The following is a 20,112-nucleotide window of genomic DNA, read 5'->3' on the forward strand; positions in this document are numbered from 1 at the left end:
GGAAATAGAAACAGGATCAGATATCCAGTTTCAGCTGGACCTCATCTTCCGCTTCTTCCTTCAGATGGCGGATCTGCTCCTGGTCCAACACCGGCAGCTCGTCCAGAGAATGAACGCTGAACCGACGCAGAAATTCTTCCGTGGTCCCGAATAAGAGCGGTCTGCCGGGGGCATCCAGACGTCCTTTTTCCTCTACCAGCTCATACTCTACCAGCTTATTCACGGCATGATCTGATTTTACGCCGCGTATTTTCTCGATCTCAAGCCTGGTCACCGGCTGTCTGTAAGCAATAATGGACAGGGTCTCAAGAAGCACATCTGTCAGCACATACCTTCTGGGCTGCTTTGCCACCCGGATCAGATACTCATATAATTCTTTTTTTGTACAGAGCTGATACGCGCCGTCCAGCTCTATGATCCGGATCCCTCTGTCTTCTTCATCATAACGGTCCATCATGTCATGAATGATCTTTTTCGTCGTCTCTTCATCATGGCCGATAGCTCCGGCCAGCTTTTCAAGCTCTACAGAATCTCCCATTGTAAAAAGGATGGCCTCGACCGCGCCCTGAAGCTTCTCAATTTCCATCTGTATCTCCTGTCCTTTCAATCATGATCTCCCCGAATGTATCCTCCTGTGCCACATGGATCTCTCCCTGTTTCATCAATTCCAGTATGGCAAGGAATGTAACGACAACCTGCATCCTGCTGTGCTGTTCTTCGAGAAGCTGTCGGAACCGGAACTTTCGATGAGACTGCATGTAGTGATGGATATAGCTGAATTTGTCTGTAAGGGAGACTTCTTCCTTCTCAATCTTTCCGAACTTACTCCGGACCGGATCGATCTTGTCCGTCTGCCGCTTCATGACCTCCTGAAAGATCATGTTCAGACGTGACAACGTGAGATCCCCCAGCAGCCGGTCCAGATCCACCGGCTCTACATATTCCCGTACTTCTTCCGGAAGAGTCGGTTCTTTATACATGACCTGTTCAGAATCTGTCTGTCGTTCTTTCAGCTCAGATGCCATATATTTATACATCTTGTACTGCAAAAGCTGTTCTACCAGCTCCCGGCGGGGATCTTCTTCCTCTCCTTCTTCTGTCACCTCTTTCGGAAGGAGCATCCTGCATTTGATGTCAAGAAGCGTAGCCGCCATGACAAGGAATTCACTCATTACATTCATGTCTTCCCCGTGCATCGTCCTGATATAGTCCATATACTGATCCGTGATTTCGGCAATCGGTATATCATAAATGTCTATCTTATTTTTATCGATGAGATGAAGCAGAAGATCCAGCGGACCTTCAAATACTTCCAACTTAACTGGTATTCCCATTTGATCTCCCTGAAATTATCCGGCTGTGTCCGGCCTGTGTCTGACATCTGTCAGATGTACCAATATTAAATTATAAGGGAATCAGGGCCCTTTTACAATATTTTTTTCACAGGCTTCATTTGCCTTCCAGCTGGATAGAGATCAATTCCGGCGTATTAAAAAGCCGGATATTCAGGGTGTGGGTGCCCAGCCCCCGGCTGACGATCACCGTCTGGCCGCCCTCCTGAGTCATTTCTCCAGAATATTTAGGAAAAAGGAAACCCTGGGGAGTGACAATCCCGCCGATCCACGGGATCCGTACAAGCCCTCCGTGAAGATGTCCGGACAGGATCATATCTGCTCCCCATTCCAGATAGGCCTCCATATATGCCGGGTTATGGGCCAGCAGGATCGTATATGCCGGCTCTTTCCCATCGTCTGTCAAAGAAATACCGGTTCGCTCTTCCAGATCTTTTCCGGTTATAATATCCTTTTTAAACTTTCTGTATGTGGAAGAAGCCAGAGAAAGCCCGCATATGAGCACTTTTCTGGAACCAAATGTCAGCCGGCAGGTTTTATTTTCCAGAAAGATCACTCCACTCTCTTCCTGAGAGTGCTTATACTCCTGGTAAGCCGTACCATAATACTCCGTATTCTCCTGCATCCGCTGTTCATGGTTCCCGTTAGCATACAGAACGGTAGAGATCTCCGGGAGCTTTCTCACAAAATCCAGCGCTGTGTCAAAAGAGGCCTCCTTCCTTCCCACCAGCATGTCCCCGCCGATAAGGATCAGATCCGGCTCTTCTTTTTTTATTGCCTCCAGAAGTCTTTGGTTGTTCCTTCCGTACGTCCGGTTGTGAAGATCACTCAAGAACAGGATCTTGAGTGATCCCTCCGCTTTTTTGAATTTTTCAGTGGCCACCTGATACCGGGTGACACGGAAGGTGTGCAGTTCCCGGTATATTTCCGCTCCTGTCAGGGCGGCGGCAGCCAATAAAATCATGATCACAACAAACAGTATATTCATCGCCACCTTAAACCTCTATATCATTTGCATTAACTCATTATAAAGCATACCCCGGCAGCAGAACAACCCTGATTTCGAGATCTGTTGTTTCTGACAGCTGCAGACTACAGGCAGGCCGCAGATGCCACCCGTTTCAGATAGTCTGTAAATTTTGCCCGCTTTACGTCTTCTGCCGCTGTCAGATCGGACCGTCCGATCTCCTTTCCGTCAAGAGTATAGATGATCTGCCCAACCACGTCACCTTTTTTCACAGGCGCGTCAATTTTTCCTTTCATCTGCACAGACCGCTCAATGCCATTCAGATTGGCGCCCTGCGTATCCAGCCATGTAAAGGCATCCGCCCGCTCTACCGGTACAGTCTCCTCCACTCCGTTTTCCACGTTGGCGGGGGTGATCCCCTCCGTCCCCTCATCTGTATAGAGCTGGCATTTCCCAAATCCATGATTCAGAAGCTTTACCGCGTCTGCAAACCGTTGTTTGGAGTTTTCCGCCGCCATAACCACAGCGATCAGTTCGATCCCATTTTTTTCTCCTGTGGCAGAGACACAGAATTTAGCTTCCCCGGTGGAGCCAGTCTTAAGACCTGTGGCATACTCGTACTGTCTCACCAGTTTGTTGGTATTGGTCAGCCCGAACTCCGAGGTCCCTTTGCTCGTATTGTGGGTAATATTCTCCATCCAGATCATAGAATAGCCGTGGACCTGAGGATACTTCGTAATCAGTTCCCTTGACATAAGGGCAATATCCCTGGCGCTGGTCACATGTCCCTCCGCATCAAGGCCGTTGCAGTTGACAAAATTTGTATTTTCCATGCCCAGTCCAGCCGCCCGCTCATTCATTCTGCGGACAAATTCTTCCTCACTCCCGCATATGTACTCTGCCATTGCCACACAGGCGTCATTGGCGCTGGCTACAGCGATACATTTGAGCATGGTATCTACTGTCTGTGTCTCTCCGGGCTCCAGAAACACCTGGGACCCGCCCATAGATGCCGCATATTCTGAAGTAGTCACCTCATCTTCCAACTGAATGCTGCCCTCCTCCAAAGCGTCAAATATAAGCAGCATTGTCATGACTTTTGTCACGCTGGCCGGCGGGCGCGCTGTATCCGCGTCCTTTTCATAGATCACGGTGCCGGTGGACGCCTCCATCAGGATGGCTGACGGGGCCGTAATGTCAATTCCCGGCTGGGTTTCTGTTTCCGTATCTGTCTCTGTATCCTGCCGGGTTTCTGTCTGTTCCGGTTCTTCTTCTGCACTTACCGTAACAGGACCGTACAGGCTGGCAAAGAAAAGGGCCATTCCGATCATAAATGCTGAGATCCTTTTCATTCAAATTACACCTCTGCAGATTCGTCTGTTATCAATATAGTCACAGAGCCGGGAAATTATGCCCGTTTTACATAAGGTTTTCCGCGGGTTCTGCAGCAGAATGTGAATTGACTTTTCCACCTGTCTGACGTATATTATTCATGGGAGAATAAATGAAATTAATAAGGAGGGCGCAATGACAACTCATACATATTATGATGTTCTGGGTGTTTCCAGAGACGCGACTCTGGAAGAGATCACGACAGCAAAAAACGCGCTGGCGAAAGTATATCATCCCGACGCGAATATACATAAAGACATTGATACAACTGCTTTTATGCAGGAGATTTTGGAAGCGTACCGCGTACTCTCCAATCCTGAGAAACGGAAGGAATACAACCGTGAGATTTTCGGGGAGACCACGCGCGTATTTCGTACTTTCACTGTAGGGCCGGAGGACGGCCGCGATGAAAGCGGATCTTTTGTCACTTACTGGAATACCGCGAACCGGCTCAATGAGATCATTGGGAAAAGCGTCAGTCTGATCCGGCGGGAATCCCAGAAGAAAAGCCTTCCCCAGAGGATCTTCAAGAAGATCGGAAAAAGCCCGAAACAGGAAGAATCCTTCCGGAACCGGCAGATTTCCGAGCTTTCCATGCAGGCAGTCCAGTATATCGCTGTTCTCAAGATGGCCGGCATTCCCATGGAATACTGGAACCCTGACGCCATGAACTGGGTGCTTGTACGCTGGGGCCAGAAACAGTCCATCGATTATCATACGCTGTTTCCCCGGTACGACGCCTATATCGAAGAGACCAAATCCAGTTCAGAGAAACTGCGGCTTAGAAATCAGAACCGTCAGTATCAGAACAATCTTAAAAGGCTTCTGTCTTATGCTCTGATGTAAGTTTCCTAAGACATTCCGATAAGAGGGCTTCACAGCCCTCTTTTACGTCTGCGTAAGTAGCGTCAAAATTATCTGTATACCATGGATCCGCAATATCTTCCCCACATCTTTCTGTAAAATCAAGAAGCTTGTACACTTTTCCCTCCGGGTCGTTGTTCTTCAGGATCCGGTTCATGTTGCGTATATTCCACGAGTCCATCCCGATCAGATAATCAAACTGTTCGTACTCCTCCCTCCTCATCTGGCGGGCCCGATGATCTCCACAGGGGATCCCCATTTCTTTCAGCTTCCGGCGGGTGCCGGGATGAGGCGGATTCCCGATCTCCTCACGGCTGACAGCAGCAGAATCAATATAGAAAGAATCCGACAGACCCTCCCGGGCGACCAGGTATTTCATAACATATTCCGCCATCGTAGAACGGCAGATGTTGCCGTGGCAGATAAAGAGTATTTTTATCATATTTTAAAGTCCTCCTGATTTGCGTTAGTTTACCCCGTTTTGCTGCGATTTGCAGGATACGCAACTGAGAAAGTTCGGGGCAGATTGCCCGATGATAAAGATGATCTAACAACTCAGAATTTTTAAAGCCCTGCTCAAGATGATCGTTCAAATCTAAATTGGGAATGGATGTTCCTGCAACGGCAGCTTTCTGCTTCAATATTATTTTTTCTCTATCATATAAGACTGCAAACTCTTTTGGCAACCATTCTTTTCATAAAATGTTTCAATTCCCGGCTGTGAACCAAAATACAGCATAGTGGGTGTGTTCTCCTTGGCAAGTTGGAGAAGTCGGCTTCCAATCCCTTGCTTCTGATACTCTGGAAGGATAAGCAGCTCGGTAATCGTTCCGAAGAAATATCCGTCAGAAAGAATACGCAGGCAACCCACAAGTCTTTTTCCATCATAGGCAGTTATATTTAGCGTTTTAGATAAAGCATTTTTCGTCTTTTCAATGTCATAATCTCCCGGCCATACTTGGTTTACAAACGTAAGAAATACCGAAGTGTTAAGCATTTTATCATCAATTCTGTATTCCATTGTCCTTGTACCTCTCGAATTTCATAGGAGTGAATCTCATTCCATCAGCTAATTACTCACTATCCATATCAACAAAGCCCAATTTGTCGTTTTTACTCTATCGTTTCTATATTAAAACTTCCTTTATGGTGGTCTGCTTCTATGCGTACGGCAACGTTTCCCGGTACTTTCACATCAAAAGTGGTTGTAGCGATATCTTCTTCGTTAAAGATTACATTGCCTTCCGTATCTTCCATCTGGATAGATATTTGTCCATCTTCTGTCGCGACTTCAACCCGAACCGTATCTTGTGTATCTTTCAGATGAATGGTATGTTTTAATGTTCCATCAAGCATGGAGTAGCTTGCCGACCAGTTTCTCCATCCATCACTGCCGATATATCCGACACGGATCGCAGATCCCATCGTTCCTGTTCCCAGAACCTTTGCAGCTGCGATCAGTACGATAACTATAATCAATGTCCATACTGCTGACTTAAAACTTATGGTTTTCTTTTTCTTCATTCCCACTTGAACAAATTTCCTTTTTATTCTGAAATAAAGGGACTACAGTCCGTTTTTGTAGACATCATTCATCACTGCCTGTGCGTGTTCCATCTCTTTTTTCTGAATGATCTGATCTCTGTCGCTTAAAATTGCCAGCATTTCGTCCACCAGATCCTCGATCCTGGGATCGGTCACCCGGTAAAGATACCCCAGCATTCTGGTGGCAGTATAGTCTGTATTCATATTTTTGTAGGCTATCTCCGCACAGAATTCTTTCGGGTAGCCCTTTCCCAGCAAAAATTTGTACAGTTCTTTTGTCTTTTCTGACGCCACTCTTCTCACTCCTTTTGCTTTCATGCTTCCTCGGAGCCGAATTCCGGTTTTGATATTTCCCGGCTCATCTCAGAAATCATATCTGACCACTGCGCAGTTTTTCACGCCAAACGCCGCGTATTCTTCATTCGTCATATCTGTGAAATAGGATTGTACGACACGCGCGATGCCGTTATGGGCTACCAGGATACAGGTCTTTTTCTCTGATTCTGCCCTGATCTCATCCAGAAGATTATAGATTCTCTGGGCCAGACGCAGCGTGGACTCGCCGTTCCCGTGACTGCAGGCGAACATCTCTTTCGCTTTCTTAAAATCCGCGCCGTCCCTTGGGGTGGACTCCCATTTCCCGAAATTCTGCTCGGTCAGTCTTGGCTCAGGGCGCGCCGGTATCCCTGTAACCTCCGAGATATGCCTTGCCGTATCCGCCGCCCGGATCAGAGGGGAATACAGGATCTCATCCGCCCGGATCCCCTCTTCCAGGATCTTCTTTCCTGTTTCAATGGCCTGTTGATGGCCGAACTCTGTCAGAGGGATATCTGTTGCTCCGCAGATCTTGTTCTCCACATTCCATACGGTCTGTCCATGTCTAACAAAATAAAAATGTCCCATTTTCTTTTACTCCGTTTCCGAAATTTTTTTCTTCAGCAGTTCCCGGTATATACTATCGGAGATAGTTCCTTTTCCTGGCATTGGCATCCTCCTGAATAAATCTGTCAGTTTATTATCCATCTGACTCTGCTTCCTTCTTCATCTTTCTTCACGAGCAGCTGATCTTCGATCTCCTGCTTCAGCTCTGTCACATGGGATATAATCGCAATCAGTTTTGATCCGTCCGCCATATCCTTCAGCACCCGGACCGCCTTGTCTCTTGCCTGATCGTCCAGTGAGCCGAACCCTTCGTCAATGAACATCATATCCAGACTGACCGCCGCGGTGCTTTCCTGGATCTGGTCTGCCATTCCCAGTGCCAGAGACAGAGCGGCCATAAAGGATTCTCCTCCGGACAGTGTCCGGACTTCCCGCTCTTTTCCGGTGACCGCAGAGTATACCATCAGATCCAGTCCCCGGTTCTTCCCCGTTCCGGCACGCTCCATATCGCACAGACGCAGTTCAAACTGTCCCGCGGACATCTCCCGGAACCGCCGGTTCGCGGCGGACAGGATCCGCTCCAGATAGTACCGCTGAACATAGGTCTCAATATCCATCCGGGCGCCGGTCACCTTCCCGGCCAGAAGATTGTACAGGTCGTCCAGACGCCGGTATTCTTCCATAACTTTTGCCCGCTCTTCCATTACCGGAGCCAGCCGCCCGTAAGCTTCCTTGTTATTCCGGAGCAGTTCCCGCAGCTGATCACGCTGTCCCTGAACGCGATCGAAGATCTCCTTCGCAGTATTTCTGTCATGTTCCAGTGCGTCAGGATCCGGCCGCTGTCTGCCTCTGACCGCCTCTTTCGCAGCTTTCTGAAGGCTTTCGGCGGCTGCCTTTTTCTGGCTGTAGTCCTGAATCTGGTTCTGAAGGCGCTGGGGCTTTTCACGGTCATATTGCCCGGTCAGTGCTTTCCATTCTGTTTCCGGAAGATCTCGCTCCTCCATCAACTTTTCATAGAGTACCTTTCGTTCTTCTTTCTCCTTTTCCTGTTCCGGAAGTTCCGTCTGATACTGCCTGATCAGAGTCTCCGCTGATTCTTTCCCTGCCCGAGCCTTCCGCTCTGCCGTCACTGCCGCCTGATAGATGCGCTCCTTTTCTTCCATTCTCTGTGCCGCAGATGTCCGGGCGGCCACCGCCGCTTCTCTTGTATCATATTCTCCGGAAGACTCCAGGCTTTTCAGCCTTTCCTGCGCAACAGCAAACGCCGTCTCTGCTTCTCTCAGATCAGTCTCCGCCCGGTCAGCCGATTCTTTCAGAGAGCGTTTCTGATCCTCCGCTTTCGCCAGGAACTCCTTTCGTTCTTTTAGCGCACGGATATCTTTTTCTGCTTTTTCTCCTTCTTTCCGGATCTTTTCCTTCCATATGTCGAACCAAAGCTTTCTCTCTTCAAGAACCGTTTCTGCCATATGGATGGACGAAAACTCGGATCCGTGTTCCCCGTCCTCTCCCGGATCGTTATCTGAAAGATAAACTGCCGTTTTCTGACAGACCTTCGTCGTTTCTTCTTTTGCCCTTCTCTCTTTCTCCTCGGAAAGATCCGCGGCAGACCTGGAAGCGGCTGACGCCTGTTCCTGGACAGACCGCAGCGATTCTACTTCTTTAGCCAGTGTTTCGATGGTTTCCCGATCCAGCTGGCGATGCTCCCCTTCCAGCCTGCACGGACTGGGATGCTCCAGGGAGCCACAGACCGGGCAGGGCTCTCCCGGACGGAGCTGTTCCCGGGCGATGAATCCGGCCTGGATATTGAGGAACAGTGTCCGCAGTCTTTCGTATTCCCGGTTCTTCTCTTCAAAACAACGTCCTGCTCTGATATACTCCCGTGCAGCCTCTTCCGCCGCCTTCCGCTGAAGTTTTGCCTCCTTCAGAGCCTGTCCGGCCTTTGTGATATCCTCCTCGATTTCCCGGGCTTTGTCCCACATCACCTGCCAGCGTTCCAGACGGATCTCCGCGTCAGAGAGCCTCTCCGCCTCAGCCTTTTGTTTCTTCTCCTCTTCTTCCAACTCTCTCAGCCGTCGCTGAGAAGATTCGGCTATCGTCTTCGTCCGCTTTAAGCCTTCTTCCTGCTCTGAAATCTGCTTCTTTGCCGACTGGATTTTATCAAAAAGCTCCAGAGCCTTGTCCACACGGTCAGAGACCCTGGCGAATTCCTGCTGTTCCTGTTCCGAAATGCGTTTTGCCTTTTCTTCCTTTGTTTTCGCCTCTTCAAGCGCTTTGATGACTTCCGGCAGTCTTTCTGTCTGGACAGCCAGATTCTCCCGTGTTTTTCCGGTAGTCCGGGCCGCGTCTTCATATCTGAGCCAGCAGGCCTGGATCTCATAGGCTTTCCGGATCTGTCCGCCCAGTTTTATCATTTCAGAGATCCCGTTCTCTTTTTCCTTACATTCTTTCAGCTTGGCTTCTGCTTTCTCCAGTTCCTGATACCGCAGAAGCAGAGCGTTTCCCTGCTGAAATGCGTCTCTCTTCGCCAGATAATCTGCCTCAGCCTTCTGACAGACCTCCTCGGCGCGTCTGTTCTGTTTCTCCAGAAGGCTGCAGAGCGTGCCCAGCTCTTCCAGCATCTGTTCCATATCCACCACAGAAAGACGATCGGAAGATAGGATCCGCTCTTTCAGTTCCCGGATTTGCTCGCTGCCTTCATAATCCTGAGGGATCCGAACATGGGATACCTCATTCTGGCATACCGTGCGGATCTGCCCCATCGCCTGCTGTTTTTCTTTCCTCCGGCGTCCCAGCTCATCCACGATCCGTTCATATACTTCTGTATGGAAAAGCCTGCGGAAGATCACCTTCTTCTCATCGGATTTTGCCCGGAGAAGCTGCATAAACTCCCCCTGAGCGATCATGGCCACCTGCATAAACTGGCTTTTGGTCAGGCCCACGATCTCCTCCAGTTTCCGATCCGTCTCTTTCTGAGGGTACTCTGTTCCGTCCGGCATAGTCAAAGACACTGATCCGCTTTCTTCCTTTGATCCGGTTCCCCGTTTCAGCGGCCGAATATGCCTGGGCACCCGGCGGACGGTATATTCCTGTCTTACGTCCCCCGTCCCCTCTGCAAACGTCAGCTCCACAAAAGGCTCTGTATCGATTCCTGTAAACTGGCTCTGCAGTTCGACGCCGTCTTTTTTGTTTTCACCGGAGCTTGCTTCCCCGTAGAGTGCAAATACGATAGCGTCAAATATGGTCGTCTTTCCAGATCCGGTGTCTCCTGAGATCAGAAAAATATTTTGATTTGTAACTTCAAAATCAATGACTGTCCGCTTCCCGTAAGAACCGAACGCCTGCATTGTCAGCTTTAACGGTCTCATCTGCTTCTTTCTCCTCCTGCTCCTGCCGCCCCGGCTGTATGCTGCTTCATCCCTTTCCCTGGGTCATGCTGCTTTGAACTGTATTGATCACATCCCGGAGGATCTTCTTTTCCTCTACATCTGTCTCTTTCAGAAACTCGCAGCACAGTTGAAAGGGATCCCTCTCTTTTTCCGGTATAAATTCTTTCTCATAGTCTGCCTTTCGCAGTACTTCTCTGCGGATTTCCAGAAGATTGGGAAACGCGTGCCGGAGCCGGTCCTGCATGTCCAGTACATCCAGATCTGCTCTGTCTGTCAGGATAACGGTCACATAATCCTGACATCCCTGGGAGAGCACTTCCTCCAGTGTCCCCTGGATTACCCTGACCTGCCGGAGCGGCTTCAGCGGCAGTACGGAAGTATGTATTTCCCCTTTTTCCTTCAATTCCACCAGAATAATTCCCTTTTGTTGCCCGGCCTCGCTTACCGAACAGGCAAGGGGCGTGCCGCAGTATCGGAACCTTTCATTTCCTGCTTTCATAGGCTTATGTATGTGTCCGAGAGCCGCATAGTCAAAAGGTTCCAGCACATCGGCAGAAACCTGGTCGATATTTCCCACCGTACAGATCTCGGAATCCATCCGTTCAATATCCTCGGCTTTTGCACCGGCCGGAAGATAAAACTGATGGCTCACCAGAACATTTCTCCGGCTGCCATCTATCTTCTCCCGCCCCAGCAGTCTGTGCAGCGTCTCGTTGTAGGACAGATTGTTCCCGTTCTCATCCACGCCCGTGATCTGTTTTACCATGGACGGCTTCACAAAGGGCAGAAGATAAAAATCCACGCTGCCGTACTCATCCTCAAGCGTCACCTTCTCGATCTTCTCGTCCTCTGTCCTCGGCGACTGCCCGATCATGTACACATTCTGCCCGGAGAGCACGCTCCGGAAACAGTTGACCCGCGCCGCGCTGTCATGATTCCCGCTGATCATCATAATCACCGTCTCCGGAAGAGCGTTTGTCAGCCCGGTGATAAACTGATCGAACACTTCCACGGCCTCTGCCGGAGGAACTGCTTTATCGTAGATATCCCCGGCGATCACAACGGCATCCGGCCGTTCTTTTTTCGCCAGATCCGTGATCTGTCTGAAAATATATTCCTGATCTTCCCGCAGATCGCGGTTCATAAGTTTCAGTCCGATATGCAGATCGGAAAGATGAAAAAATTTCATAAAAGTCTCCTGTTCATTACCGGAAGAACTGATACTCGTTTATCCTGTCATTCCATTCCTTCCAGATTGGCTATAAACAATTCATAGAAATCATCTTCTCCTGACAGCTTCGGGGAATTCTCTCCTCCACCGTTGGTGCTCCGCTTCATTGCCGCATGAAATTCCTCTCCCGCACAGATCAGTTCCATCTCATAAATCTCATAGCCCAGATCGCGGCATGCTCTGCAGAACGCGCTGAGAGGGTCCTTTTCTTTTCTCGTATCCAGCAGCTTTTTCCGGACATCTTTCTCGCGCAGCGCCCGGTTCTGGAGTTCATCCAGCATTTCAATAATATTCCGCATTTGGCCCTCCTTTCCACTCTGACTGGTTCCACCACTATCCCCTGTTCCCGAAGCTCTGCCACACCCGCCTCAATATCTTCCGTGAAATCTCTGGAAACCTTATAATCCGAAACAATAGTGGCAATTTGGTGAATCGCAGACAATTTCATAGTTATACTTCTCCTTAGGGGCGGATATCTGGTTTTATTATACTCTATTTTGGATCTGAGTCAACGTATGGACAATTCCCCTTTAAGCCTTTTCCCTGCCGCCAGATAAACCACACCCACCATCGGTATTGTCGCCATCAGCACAGGATAAAACAGTCGAATATCCAGGTTTCCGTAAAGGACTCCGCCGATCATCGGACCGAAAGCCATTCCCAGATCGAGTCCGATATAGTACGTACTGTTGGCCAGTCCTCTTTTATCTTTCCCGGCCAGCAGGATCGCGGTGGACTGACACACGGAACTCATGATCCCGTACCCGCCGGCCATAAACACCGCCGCAAGCAGCATCATCCAGTCGTCTTTCATCAAAGCCAGACACAAGATTGACAAAAACGCGCAAAGGGAACCTGTCAGTAGAAATATCCGGAAAGGAAGTCTGTCGAATAAGCCGCGCAAGCTCAGTCTGAGGATGATCAGAACTGCCGCGTAAGAAGGGAAAAAGCTCCCTACATTGATATTGAGTTCCAGAGTCTTAGCATAAGTCACAAGAAAGGACTGTGTGGCGCAGTACGGAATCGCGAACAGCATGATGATCAGCGCGACGGGGATGACTCTGACATCCACCAGTTTCAGCCCTGTTTTCGCTCCATCTGGCTTCCCGCTGCTGTCTGTTTCTGCAGCGTTTTCTTCCTGTATCTCTTTTATCTCTTTCACCGGTTCTCCCCTGTCACCGATAAACTGGATCACCACGATAATGGCCACAGAAAATACCAGTGCGATCCCAAAGGATGCTCTGTACCCGATCGTCTGATAGACTCCGACCCCGATGGCCGGGGCCACAGCCATTGCCAGTGCATTCATCGTTCCATAAAGACCCATCCCGGAACCGATCCTGTTTTGGGGCAGCATATTTGACATCCAGGTGGCCATACAGACCGAGCAGCAGGAAAAACCGATACCGTTTACGATCCTTGACAGAATAATGACCGCGGGATATTTCGCTGTCATATATCCGATACAGGCCGCCGCCATCAACACGGCCCCGATCAGAGATACTCTGTACTTGCTGATTTTATCCGCCAGATTTCCCGCAAAGGGCCGGCACACAAGAGAGCACAGGTTCATCATTCCTCCCACGATCCCCATCAGGGCCGCGGAAGCTCCGATGCTCTCTGTAAAGCCTGTGATCAGTGGAGTTACCAGCATAGGACTGGCCATATAGAAAAAAGTAGCTGCCAGCACAAGCAGGATATCTTTCGAATAAATCCGGGTTTTCATCGTATTTCCTTCTTCCTTACTGTTCTGATATTATGTATATGCCCAGGGCGGGAAAGAGTCCTGCCTAAAATACAAGAAAGCACACGGTATCTCAATGATACAGCATGCTTTCTTTTTTATCAAAATATACCTTTTATTTTTCCCGGATTTTTTTCAGAGCAGCAGTAAATTTGATCGGGTTTCCGTACATCAGTGTACCAAACCGGAAAATTTTCGCCGCAAGCACACCGGCGATCACACAGGAAACCGCAAGCAGAATACCTGAAATCAGGATCTCCCACATCTCCACACTTCCCATGGCGATCCGAATCAGCATGCCGTTGCTGGATGTAAACGGTATAAAAGACGCTACCCGCATCAACATACCGTTGCTGTCATTCATCCCAAAGAGAGCGATAAAAAATGAAACAAGGTAGATCATCATTACGGGCATAGATGCTTTGCTGATGTCCTCGGTCTTTGAGACCAGAGCCCCCAGCATCCCGAAGCAGAACGCATAAAGCAGATAACCCATCATGCCGAATACCACAAAGGCTGCCCATACGGAACCCGGGATCTGGAACAACATATCAAGCATTCCTCCCCAGCTTTCCCGGAATATCTGATAGGCGCCCACGGCACTGCCAAGGATCAGGACGCACTGGATCAGGCCGGCGACAGCCCCGGCCAGCACTTTCCCGAAAATCAGGCCGTTACTGTCCACACTGGTAACCAGGATCTCGATCGCGCGGTTGCTTTTCTCTGAAGTTACAGAGGTGGCGATCATCTGCCCGTAAAAGATCAGCAGGAAATACAGGATCATGATCAACATATAGGTATAGGCATAGTTGCTCACACTGTCTTTCCCCAGGATCTGAGTCTCATATTCCGGCTGGATCTGATAAAGAGTCTCGATCTCTGCCGCGTCCAGGCCCTCTCCTTCAAGTACCTGCGCCCGGTAGGCAGCTGACGCCGCCTGTGAGAACGCTTCCTGAAGGGTATCCGACATGGACCGGTTTTCTACTACGTATGTATAGTGAAGAAGGTCTTCCACGATAAAGCCGGCCTCTGCCGTTCCGTCGTTTACCGCGTCCTCCACCTGTTTCTGATCGGAACACTCTGTCCAGTCGATCTGCATCCCCATGGCCGCGCCAAAAGAATTCAGATCCGCGATGCTTCCGTTTTCATCCAGAACTGCCACTGTCTTCTGTTCTGCTCCAGCGCTGTTCCCTCCTGTATTGCTGTCTCCTCCCGAACTGCTGTCTCTTCCCATAAGGAATCCCGGAACAGCGATGATCCCCACTGCCAGCACCATGAGCAGGACAGTCGTCACCACAAAACTTTTATTTTTAAAATAATTGCTCAGTTCAAATTTTAATACCGTCAGAAATTGTTTCATGCCTGATCACCTGCCCTTTCTACAAAGATTTCCGTCAGTGACGGCACATAATTGCCAAACTCTTCCGGCACCAGGTCTCTCTTAAGAAGTCCGGCAAGAAGCTGTTTCCTCGTACATCCTTCCTTCATCTCCACAATAATCTGCTCCTTCCGGCTGCCGACGATCCGGATCAGATCCCCCATGTACTCTTCAAGAAGCCGTTTAGGTTCTTCCTGGTCCGGCTCCAGCCCGATCACGAGACGGTTATGGCCGTACTCCCGTTTGATCTGATCCAGATTCCCGGACAGTACAATGTCCCCGTGATTGATCAGTACGATATCCTCACAGAATTCTTCTACATAACTCATCTGATGGCTGGAAAAGATGACGAGCTTTCCGCTCTCGATCTGCTCCTGGATCACATCTTTAAGGATCTGGGAGTTCACCGGATCCAGCCCGCTGAAAGGCTCATCCAGGATAACAAGATCCGGGTCACAGACAAGGGTCTGTGCCAGCTGTACTTTCTGTTGATTACCTTTGGACAATGTCTCCAGCTTCCGCTGAGCGTACTCTTCCACACCCAGGCGTTTCAGCCAGCGCATAGACTGCTCTCTGGCGTCTCCTCTTGTACTCCCCCGCAGCTGCGCCAGATACATCAGCTGCTCCAGCACACCCTTTTTCGGGTACAGCCCTCTTTCCTCCGGCAGATATCCGATCCGAAAGTCTTTCCGCAAAAACGGCTTCCCGTCTACAGTGACCGTCCCTGAACTGGCATGGAACACATCCATCAGAATACGGATGGTTGTGGTCTTTCCGGCTCCGTTTCTTCCGAGAAGTCCCAGTGCCTTTCCGCTTTCAATGGAAAAGGATATCCCGTGGAGCACTTCTTTGTCTCCAAAACTTTTTCTCAGGTCTTTTACCTCTAATTTCATGAGTATTCCCTTTCTCCTTTATTTTCATTTCATGCAGATACAGATACCAGCTGCGTATGTGTGTAATCATTTTACACAGATCTGAATCCACTGTACTAATACTATCATACAATCAGAAAAAAGAAAACAGGAAAATCATGTTTTTTTGATTTTCCTGTTTTTACAGTCTGAATAATAGTTAAGAAACTTCCGGGTCTCTCCCTCTCAGCCGCAGGTAATAAAACCTTATTTTTTCTACCAGAACCGTCAGATACCGAAGAACCGGCTCTGTCGCGATGGCAAACACAACAAAGAGCATCACACACTCTGCCGTCATTCCTGTAATGGCGAACAGATCCTTCAGAAAGATACTGCAGAATATAAGCCCGGCCACAGAAAACGTCAGGATCGCTATACGGATCTTGTTCATCGGAGCGCTGATCTTGTACAGGATCATAAATCCTACAATAGCCAGCAGCATGGTCGCCGCAGTCGAAATATCTGTCGAATCTACTCCGAACGTCCTTCCGAAGATGACCAGTGCCCCGACGGCCAGAGCATCTGTCAGAGCCGCCGGAAGCGCCTTCAGGAATACGTTGGTAAGGAAGTGTCCCCGAATGATATTTTTATTGGGCTCCAGCGCCAGAAAGAATGCCGGCACGCCGATGGTAAACATGCTGATCAGTGAGATCTGCGACGGTTCCAGAGGATATGTAAACATAAACACAAGCGAGATCAGACTCAGCAGGAAGGAAAAAATATTCTTTACAAGGAAGAGGCTGGCTGACCGCTGGATATTGTTGACGACTCTTCTGCCTTCCAGAACAACCTGGGGCATACAGGAAAAATCTGATTCCAGAAGCACCAGCTGAGATGCCTGAGCCGCGGCGTCACTCCCGGAAGCCATGGCAATGCTGCAGTCCGCGTCCTTGAGCGCCAGTACATCATTGACCCCATCCCCGGTCATGGCCACAGTATGTCCCGCTTCTTTTAAGATCCTTACAAATTTTCGTTTCTGGTTTGGAGTCACACGGCCAAATACTGTATTTTTCAGGACAGCCTGTCTGAGATCTTTCTCATCCTTGAGTTCGGAGGCATCCACGTATCGCTCCGCGTTTTTAATTCCGGCCTGTTTCGCCACATTGGACACTGTGACCGGATTGTCTCCGGAAATGACTTTTACTTCTACTCCCTGTTCCGCGAAATACGCGAAAGTCTCTTTTGCTGCCTCCCGGATGGGATTTGCCAGAAGAACAAATCCAAGAGGAGTGATCCCATGCTGCAGAGGCTTTCCGTCGATCACACCGTCATAACTCCCGAAAACAAGGACCCTGGCCCCCGTCGACGCATGCTCTGTGATCTCCTCTGCATAATCTCCATATCTCTCTTTCAGGACAAATTCCGGCGCCCCCAGAACGTACGCTCCTTCTTCAAATGTCACGCTGCTGTATTTTGTAGCCGAGGAAAAGCCTGTCTTTGACAGCGCCTTCCGGCCTGACGTCACTGTAAAATAGTCTTTGACGGCTGCCATCGTGATATTGTCTTTTGTCATGGCGGCCGCAAAGTCTCCGATCAGCGTCCGGAGCGGCTCCATCTTTTCACTGTCATATTCCTCCGTCTCGATGACGTCCTGAACCCCCATTGTATTTTCTGTAATGGTTCCGGTCTTGTCCACACAGAGGACATCCACGCGGGCCAGAGTCTCAATACATTTCATATCGTGCAGAAGTACCTTTTTCCGGGCCAGACGGACGGCGCTCACCGCCAGCGCCACGCTGGCCAGGAGATACAGCCCTTCAGGGATCATACCGATAACCGCCGCGATCATGGAGGTCACACTGTCCCGGAACCCGTCATGCTGGATGAAAAATGCCTGGGAAAACAGCACCAGCCCGATTGGAATGATAGCCACGCCCACCCATTTAACCAGTTTGTCCAGGGACCGGATCATCTCCGACTGCTCGCCCTCCTGCATCTCCTTCGCCTGAAGTGTCAGTCTGGAGATATAGGAGTCTTCTCCAACCTTTTCCAGTCTTGCGTGGCACTGTCCGGACACAATAAAGCTTCCGGACATCAGTTTATCCCCTCTCCGCTTTGTGATCTCATCAGCCTCACCGGTAAGCAGGGACTCATTAACCTGTACTTCACCAGCGGCCACCTCCGCGTCCGCGCAAACCTGATTCCCCGCTTTGAAGATCACAATATCATCCAGCACCAGGTCCTCTGCGTCGATCACGGAACGTTTTCCGTCCCGGACGACTGCAGCGTGAGGCGCATTCAGCATGGTCAGTTTATCCAGCACCTGCTTTGCCCGGATCTCCTGGATGATTCCGATCAAAGTGTTGGCAACAATAACCGGCAGAAATGTCAGATCCCGGAAAGAGCCTACCAGACAAAGCAGCACCGCAAGAATGATAAAGATCAGATTAAAGTATGTAAATACATTTTCATGGATGATCTCTTTTGTCGTCTTGGAAGGCGGCTCCACCGACCGGTTGACCCAGCCGTGCAGACGGTGTTCCTGTACCTGCTGGCTGGTCAGTCCTTTTTTATAATCGGGATTGTATCTTGTTGTGGGTATTCTTCTGTCTTTCTTCTGTTCTGTCTTCTGTACTTTTCTACTGGGCATATCTGTTATAATCCCTTTTCATCTCCATTTTCATCAGGCAGTTCTCTTCGGCTTAATATCTGCATAAATTCTTCTCCCGTTATGGTCTCTTTCTCGTACAGATATTTTGCCAGCTCGTGGAGTTTGCCCTGATTTTCTTTGAGCAGCTCCATTGCAGTATCATAGGCCTGTTTTACCGTATCTACCACCATATCATCGATGAGCGTCGCTGTCTCAGGAGAACAGCTTAGACTGCTGTCTCCGCCCAGATACGGATTGGCCTGGGTCTCAAGAGCCACCATGCCGAATTTTTCACTCATACCGTATCTTGTGATCATGGCTCTGGCCAGCTTCGTGGCCTGCTCGATATCATTGGAAGCTCCTGTTGTTACCGAACCGAAGACCAGTTCTTCCGCGCATCTTCCACCTGTCAGAGTGGCGATCTTATTTGCCAGCTCTTCCTTTGACATCAGATTACGTTCTTCCTCCTCCACCTGCATGGTGTAGCCAAGAGCTCCGGATGTTCTGGGTATAATTGTGATCTTTGTCACCGGCGCCGAGTTCGTCTGGAGAGCGGCCACCAGAGCATGCCCGATCTCATGATAGGACACGATCAGCTTTTCTTTCGTAGAAAGCACCCGGTTCTTTTTCTGATAACCGGCGATCACAGTCTCGATACTTTCTTCCAGATCTGCCTGTGTCACAAACTTCCGGTTTTCCCTGACAGCCCGGAGCGCCGCCTCATTGATCATATTAGCGAGCTCCGCTCCGGAGGCCCCGGACGCGGCTCTCGCGATAGCGTTAAAATCTACATTATCTCCCAGTCTGACCTTCTTGGCATGGACCTTTAAGATCTCCTCCCGGCCTTTTAAGTCAGGCAGCTCCACAGGAATCCTCCGGTCAAAACGTCCCGGGCGCAGAAGCGCCGGATCCAGACTGTCCGGCCGGTTTGTCGCGGCCAGGATGACCACACCCTTCGAAGCGTCAAATCCATCCATCTCTGTCAGCAGCTGGTTCAGCGTCTGTTCCCGTTCATCATTCCCGCTGAAGCCGTGACCGTCTCTTTTCTTTCCGATGGTATCGATCTCATCGATAAAAACGATACAGGGAGCTTTTTCATTGGCCTGCTTGAACAGATCCCGGACCTTGGACGCGCCCATGCCGACAAACATTTCCACAAACTCTGATCCTGAGATGGAAAAGAAGGGAACCTTTGCTTCTCCGGCGACCGCTTTCGCAAGAAGCGTCTTGCCGGTTCCAGGCGGGCCGACCAGCAGGGCTCCTTTCGGGCACACCGCCCCAATCTCCTGGTATTTCTGGGGATTGTGCAGAAAATCCACGATCTCCGTAAGAAGCTCTTTTGCCTCGTCCTCCCCGGCCACATCGTTGAAAGTCACGCCCCCGGTGGACTGTACATACATCTTCGCGTTGCTTTTTCCAAACTGCATAAATGGCGTATTTCCTCCGCCGCCTCCCATTTTTTTCATCATCCACCTGGACAAGAGCTGTCCCAGCACAATGAAGAGTACGATCGGGATGACAAATGAGATCAGCATACTGAGAAACGGATTCATCTCTTCCTCCGCCACTCTTCCGAACTCACACCCGGAATCCACCAGACGGTTTACAAGTTCCGGATCCTCAAATCGAGTGGTCTCGTACTGCTGTGGCGGATCATTTTTATCTGTAAAATAAATGCTCTCCCCCTCCAGCTGTACTTTCGATACTTCTTTTTCCTCCACCATTGTCAGAAAGGTTCCGTAATCCACCTGGTTTACATTGGAACTCATAAAACTCGGGAACACAAAAGCATTCAAAAGGATCAGTACACCGATCACGATCAGATAATATAAGATCAGAGGGCGCTTTGGTTTTTGTACTTGTTTCATAG

18 protein-coding genes are annotated in these 20,112 nt (G+C 49.7%); 1 reads left to right on the forward strand and 17 read right to left on the reverse strand.

Going from position 1 to position 20,112, the window contains the following annotated elements; all coding sequences use genetic code 11:
- Positions 1-16 precede the first annotated feature (16 nt).
- The 4 genes from scpB to BQ7367_RS12150 all read right to left on the reverse strand — a co-directional run bounded on the left by scpB (position 17) and on the right by BQ7367_RS12150 (position 3,671).
- Positions 17-586 carry an SMC-Scp complex subunit ScpB gene (gene scpB / locus BQ7367_RS12135; protein WP_072525673.1) on the reverse strand — a complete coding sequence of 190 codons (570 nt, stop codon included), beginning with the start codon at positions 584-586 and terminating at the stop codon, positions 17-19.
- Positions 576-1,334: a segregation and condensation protein A gene (locus BQ7367_RS12140; protein ID WP_072525674.1), complete on the reverse strand. Its 759-nt coding sequence runs from the start codon at positions 1,332-1,334 to the stop codon at positions 576-578. Before BQ7367_RS12140 ends, scpB begins: the two co-directional genes overlap by 11 nt.
- A 115-nt stretch (positions 1,335-1,449) precedes the next feature.
- Positions 1,450-2,340, reverse strand: a complete 891-nt coding sequence (locus tag BQ7367_RS12145; RefSeq protein WP_072525675.1) for a metallophosphoesterase — start codon at positions 2,338-2,340, stop codon at positions 1,450-1,452.
- A 104-nt stretch (positions 2,341-2,444) separates the two neighbouring features.
- Positions 2,445-3,671: a D-alanyl-D-alanine carboxypeptidase family protein gene (locus tag BQ7367_RS12150; protein ID WP_072525676.1), complete on the reverse strand. Its 1,227-nt coding sequence runs from the start codon at positions 3,669-3,671 to the stop codon at positions 2,445-2,447.
- A gap of 175 nt (positions 3,672-3,846) precedes the next feature.
- Here BQ7367_RS12150 and BQ7367_RS12155 point away from each other — a divergent pair, with 175 nt between their 5' ends.
- Complete coding sequence (locus BQ7367_RS12155) at positions 3,847-4,557, forward strand: J domain-containing protein (protein WP_072525677.1); 711 nt, start codon at positions 3,847-3,849, stop codon at positions 4,555-4,557.
- On the opposite strand, the gene BQ7367_RS12160 is transcribed toward BQ7367_RS12155, so the two are convergent.
- The 13 genes from BQ7367_RS12160 to ftsH all read right to left on the reverse strand — a co-directional run bounded on the left by BQ7367_RS12160 (position 4,526) and on the right by ftsH (position 20,110).
- The gene (locus BQ7367_RS12160; RefSeq protein WP_072525678.1) at positions 4,526-5,017 is read right to left on the reverse strand and encodes a low molecular weight protein-tyrosine-phosphatase; all 492 of its coding nucleotides are present in this window, start codon (positions 5,015-5,017) and stop codon (positions 4,526-4,528) included. The genes BQ7367_RS12155 and BQ7367_RS12160 overlap by 32 nt on opposite strands.
- A gap of 201 nt (positions 5,018-5,218) precedes the next feature.
- Entirely contained in the window at positions 5,219-5,596 is a 378-nt protein-coding gene (locus tag BQ7367_RS12165) for a GNAT family N-acetyltransferase (protein WP_072525679.1), read from the reverse strand.
- 92 nt (positions 5,597-5,688) lie between these two features.
- Entirely contained in the window at positions 5,689-6,054 is a 366-nt protein-coding gene (locus BQ7367_RS12170; RefSeq protein ID WP_143142987.1) for a hypothetical protein, read from the reverse strand.
- Between the two features lie 87 nt (positions 6,055-6,141).
- The gene (locus BQ7367_RS12175; protein ID WP_442855383.1) at positions 6,142-6,438 is read right to left on the reverse strand and encodes a hypothetical protein; all 297 of its coding nucleotides are present in this window, start codon (positions 6,436-6,438) and stop codon (positions 6,142-6,144) included.
- A 45-nt stretch (positions 6,439-6,483) separates the two neighbouring features.
- Positions 6,484-7,023: a histidine phosphatase family protein gene (locus BQ7367_RS12180; protein ID WP_072525681.1), complete on the reverse strand. Its 540-nt coding sequence runs from the start codon at positions 7,021-7,023 to the stop codon at positions 6,484-6,486.
- A 104-nt stretch (positions 7,024-7,127) separates the two neighbouring features.
- Entirely contained in the window at positions 7,128-10,367 is a 3,240-nt protein-coding gene (locus BQ7367_RS12185; RefSeq protein WP_072525682.1) for an SbcC/MukB-like Walker B domain-containing protein, read from the reverse strand.
- A gap of 46 nt (positions 10,368-10,413) precedes the next feature.
- Positions 10,414-11,577, reverse strand: coding sequence for an exonuclease SbcCD subunit D (locus tag BQ7367_RS12190; RefSeq protein ID WP_072525683.1), 1,164 nt, complete (start codon positions 11,575-11,577; stop codon positions 10,414-10,416).
- Positions 11,578-11,624: 47 nt separating this feature from the next.
- Complete coding sequence (locus BQ7367_RS12195; RefSeq protein WP_072525684.1) at positions 11,625-11,918, reverse strand: hypothetical protein; 294 nt, start codon at positions 11,916-11,918, stop codon at positions 11,625-11,627.
- A gap of 209 nt (positions 11,919-12,127) precedes the next feature.
- Positions 12,128-13,345: an MFS transporter gene (locus tag BQ7367_RS12200; RefSeq protein WP_072525685.1), complete on the reverse strand. Its 1,218-nt coding sequence runs from the start codon at positions 13,343-13,345 to the stop codon at positions 12,128-12,130.
- A gap of 133 nt (positions 13,346-13,478) precedes the next feature.
- Complete coding sequence (locus tag BQ7367_RS12205; protein ID WP_072525686.1) at positions 13,479-14,723, reverse strand: ABC transporter permease; 1,245 nt, start codon at positions 14,721-14,723, stop codon at positions 13,479-13,481.
- Positions 14,720-15,634 (reverse strand): ABC transporter ATP-binding protein, encoded by a 915-nt coding sequence (locus BQ7367_RS12210; protein WP_072525687.1) that lies wholly within the window; start codon positions 15,632-15,634, stop codon positions 14,720-14,722. Before BQ7367_RS12210 ends, BQ7367_RS12205 begins: the two co-directional genes overlap by 4 nt.
- Before the next feature lie 178 nt (positions 15,635-15,812).
- Complete coding sequence (locus BQ7367_RS12215) at positions 15,813-18,242, reverse strand: cation-translocating P-type ATPase (protein ID WP_072525688.1); 2,430 nt, start codon at positions 18,240-18,242, stop codon at positions 15,813-15,815.
- 5 nt (positions 18,243-18,247) lie between these two features.
- The gene (gene ftsH, locus BQ7367_RS12220; RefSeq protein ID WP_072525689.1) at positions 18,248-20,110 is read right to left on the reverse strand and encodes an ATP-dependent zinc metalloprotease FtsH; all 1,863 of its coding nucleotides are present in this window, start codon (positions 20,108-20,110) and stop codon (positions 18,248-18,250) included.
- Between the last annotated feature and the right edge of the window lie 2 nt (positions 20,111-20,112).

It is taken from the genome of Clostridium sp. Marseille-P3244, from assembly GCF_900120155.1.
Lineage (GTDB): Bacteria > Bacillota > Clostridia > Lachnospirales > Lachnospiraceae > Mediterraneibacter.

Coding starts and splice junctions, on each gene's coding strand:
- scpB (WP_072525673.1), bottom strand. CDS start 586: ATGGAAATTGAGAAGCTTCAGGGCGCGGTCGAGGCCATCCTTTTTACA.
- BQ7367_RS12140 (WP_072525674.1), bottom strand. CDS start 1,334: ATGGGAATACCAGTTAAGTTGGAAGTATTTGAAGGTCCGCTGGATCTT.
- BQ7367_RS12145 (WP_072525675.1), bottom strand. CDS start 2,340: ATGAATATACTGTTTGTTGTGATCATGATTTTATTGGCTGCCGCCGCC.
- BQ7367_RS12150 (WP_072525676.1), bottom strand. CDS start 3,671: ATGAAAAGGATCTCAGCATTTATGATCGGAATGGCCCTTTTCTTTGCC.
- BQ7367_RS12155 (WP_072525677.1), top strand. CDS start 3,847: ATGACAACTCATACATATTATGATGTTCTGGGTGTTTCCAGAGACGCG.
- BQ7367_RS12160 (WP_072525678.1), bottom strand. CDS start 5,017: ATGATAAAAATACTCTTTATCTGCCACGGCAACATCTGCCGTTCTACG.
- BQ7367_RS12165 (WP_072525679.1), bottom strand. CDS start 5,596: ATGGAATACAGAATTGATGATAAAATGCTTAACACTTCGGTATTTCTT.
- BQ7367_RS12175 (WP_442855383.1), bottom strand. CDS start 6,438: ATGAAAGCAAAAGGAGTGAGAAGAGTGGCGTCAGAAAAGACAAAAGAA.
- BQ7367_RS12180 (WP_072525681.1), bottom strand. CDS start 7,023: ATGGGACATTTTTATTTTGTTAGACATGGACAGACCGTATGGAATGTG.
- BQ7367_RS12185 (WP_072525682.1), bottom strand. CDS start 10,367: ATGAGACCGTTAAAGCTGACAATGCAGGCGTTCGGTTCTTACGGGAAG.
- BQ7367_RS12190 (WP_072525683.1), bottom strand. CDS start 11,577: ATGAAATTTTTTCATCTTTCCGATCTGCATATCGGACTGAAACTTATG.
- BQ7367_RS12195 (WP_072525684.1), bottom strand. CDS start 11,918: ATGCGGAATATTATTGAAATGCTGGATGAACTCCAGAACCGGGCGCTG.
- BQ7367_RS12200 (WP_072525685.1), bottom strand. CDS start 13,345: ATGAAAACCCGGATTTATTCGAAAGATATCCTGCTTGTGCTGGCAGCT.
- BQ7367_RS12205 (WP_072525686.1), bottom strand. CDS start 14,723: ATGAAACAATTTCTGACGGTATTAAAATTTGAACTGAGCAATTATTTT.
- BQ7367_RS12210 (WP_072525687.1), bottom strand. CDS start 15,634: ATGAAATTAGAGGTAAAAGACCTGAGAAAAAGTTTTGGAGACAAAGAA.
- BQ7367_RS12215 (WP_072525688.1), bottom strand. CDS start 18,242: ATGCCCAGTAGAAAAGTACAGAAGACAGAACAGAAGAAAGACAGAAGA.
- ftsH (WP_072525689.1), bottom strand. CDS start 20,110: ATGAAACAAGTACAAAAACCAAAGCGCCCTCTGATCTTATATTATCTG.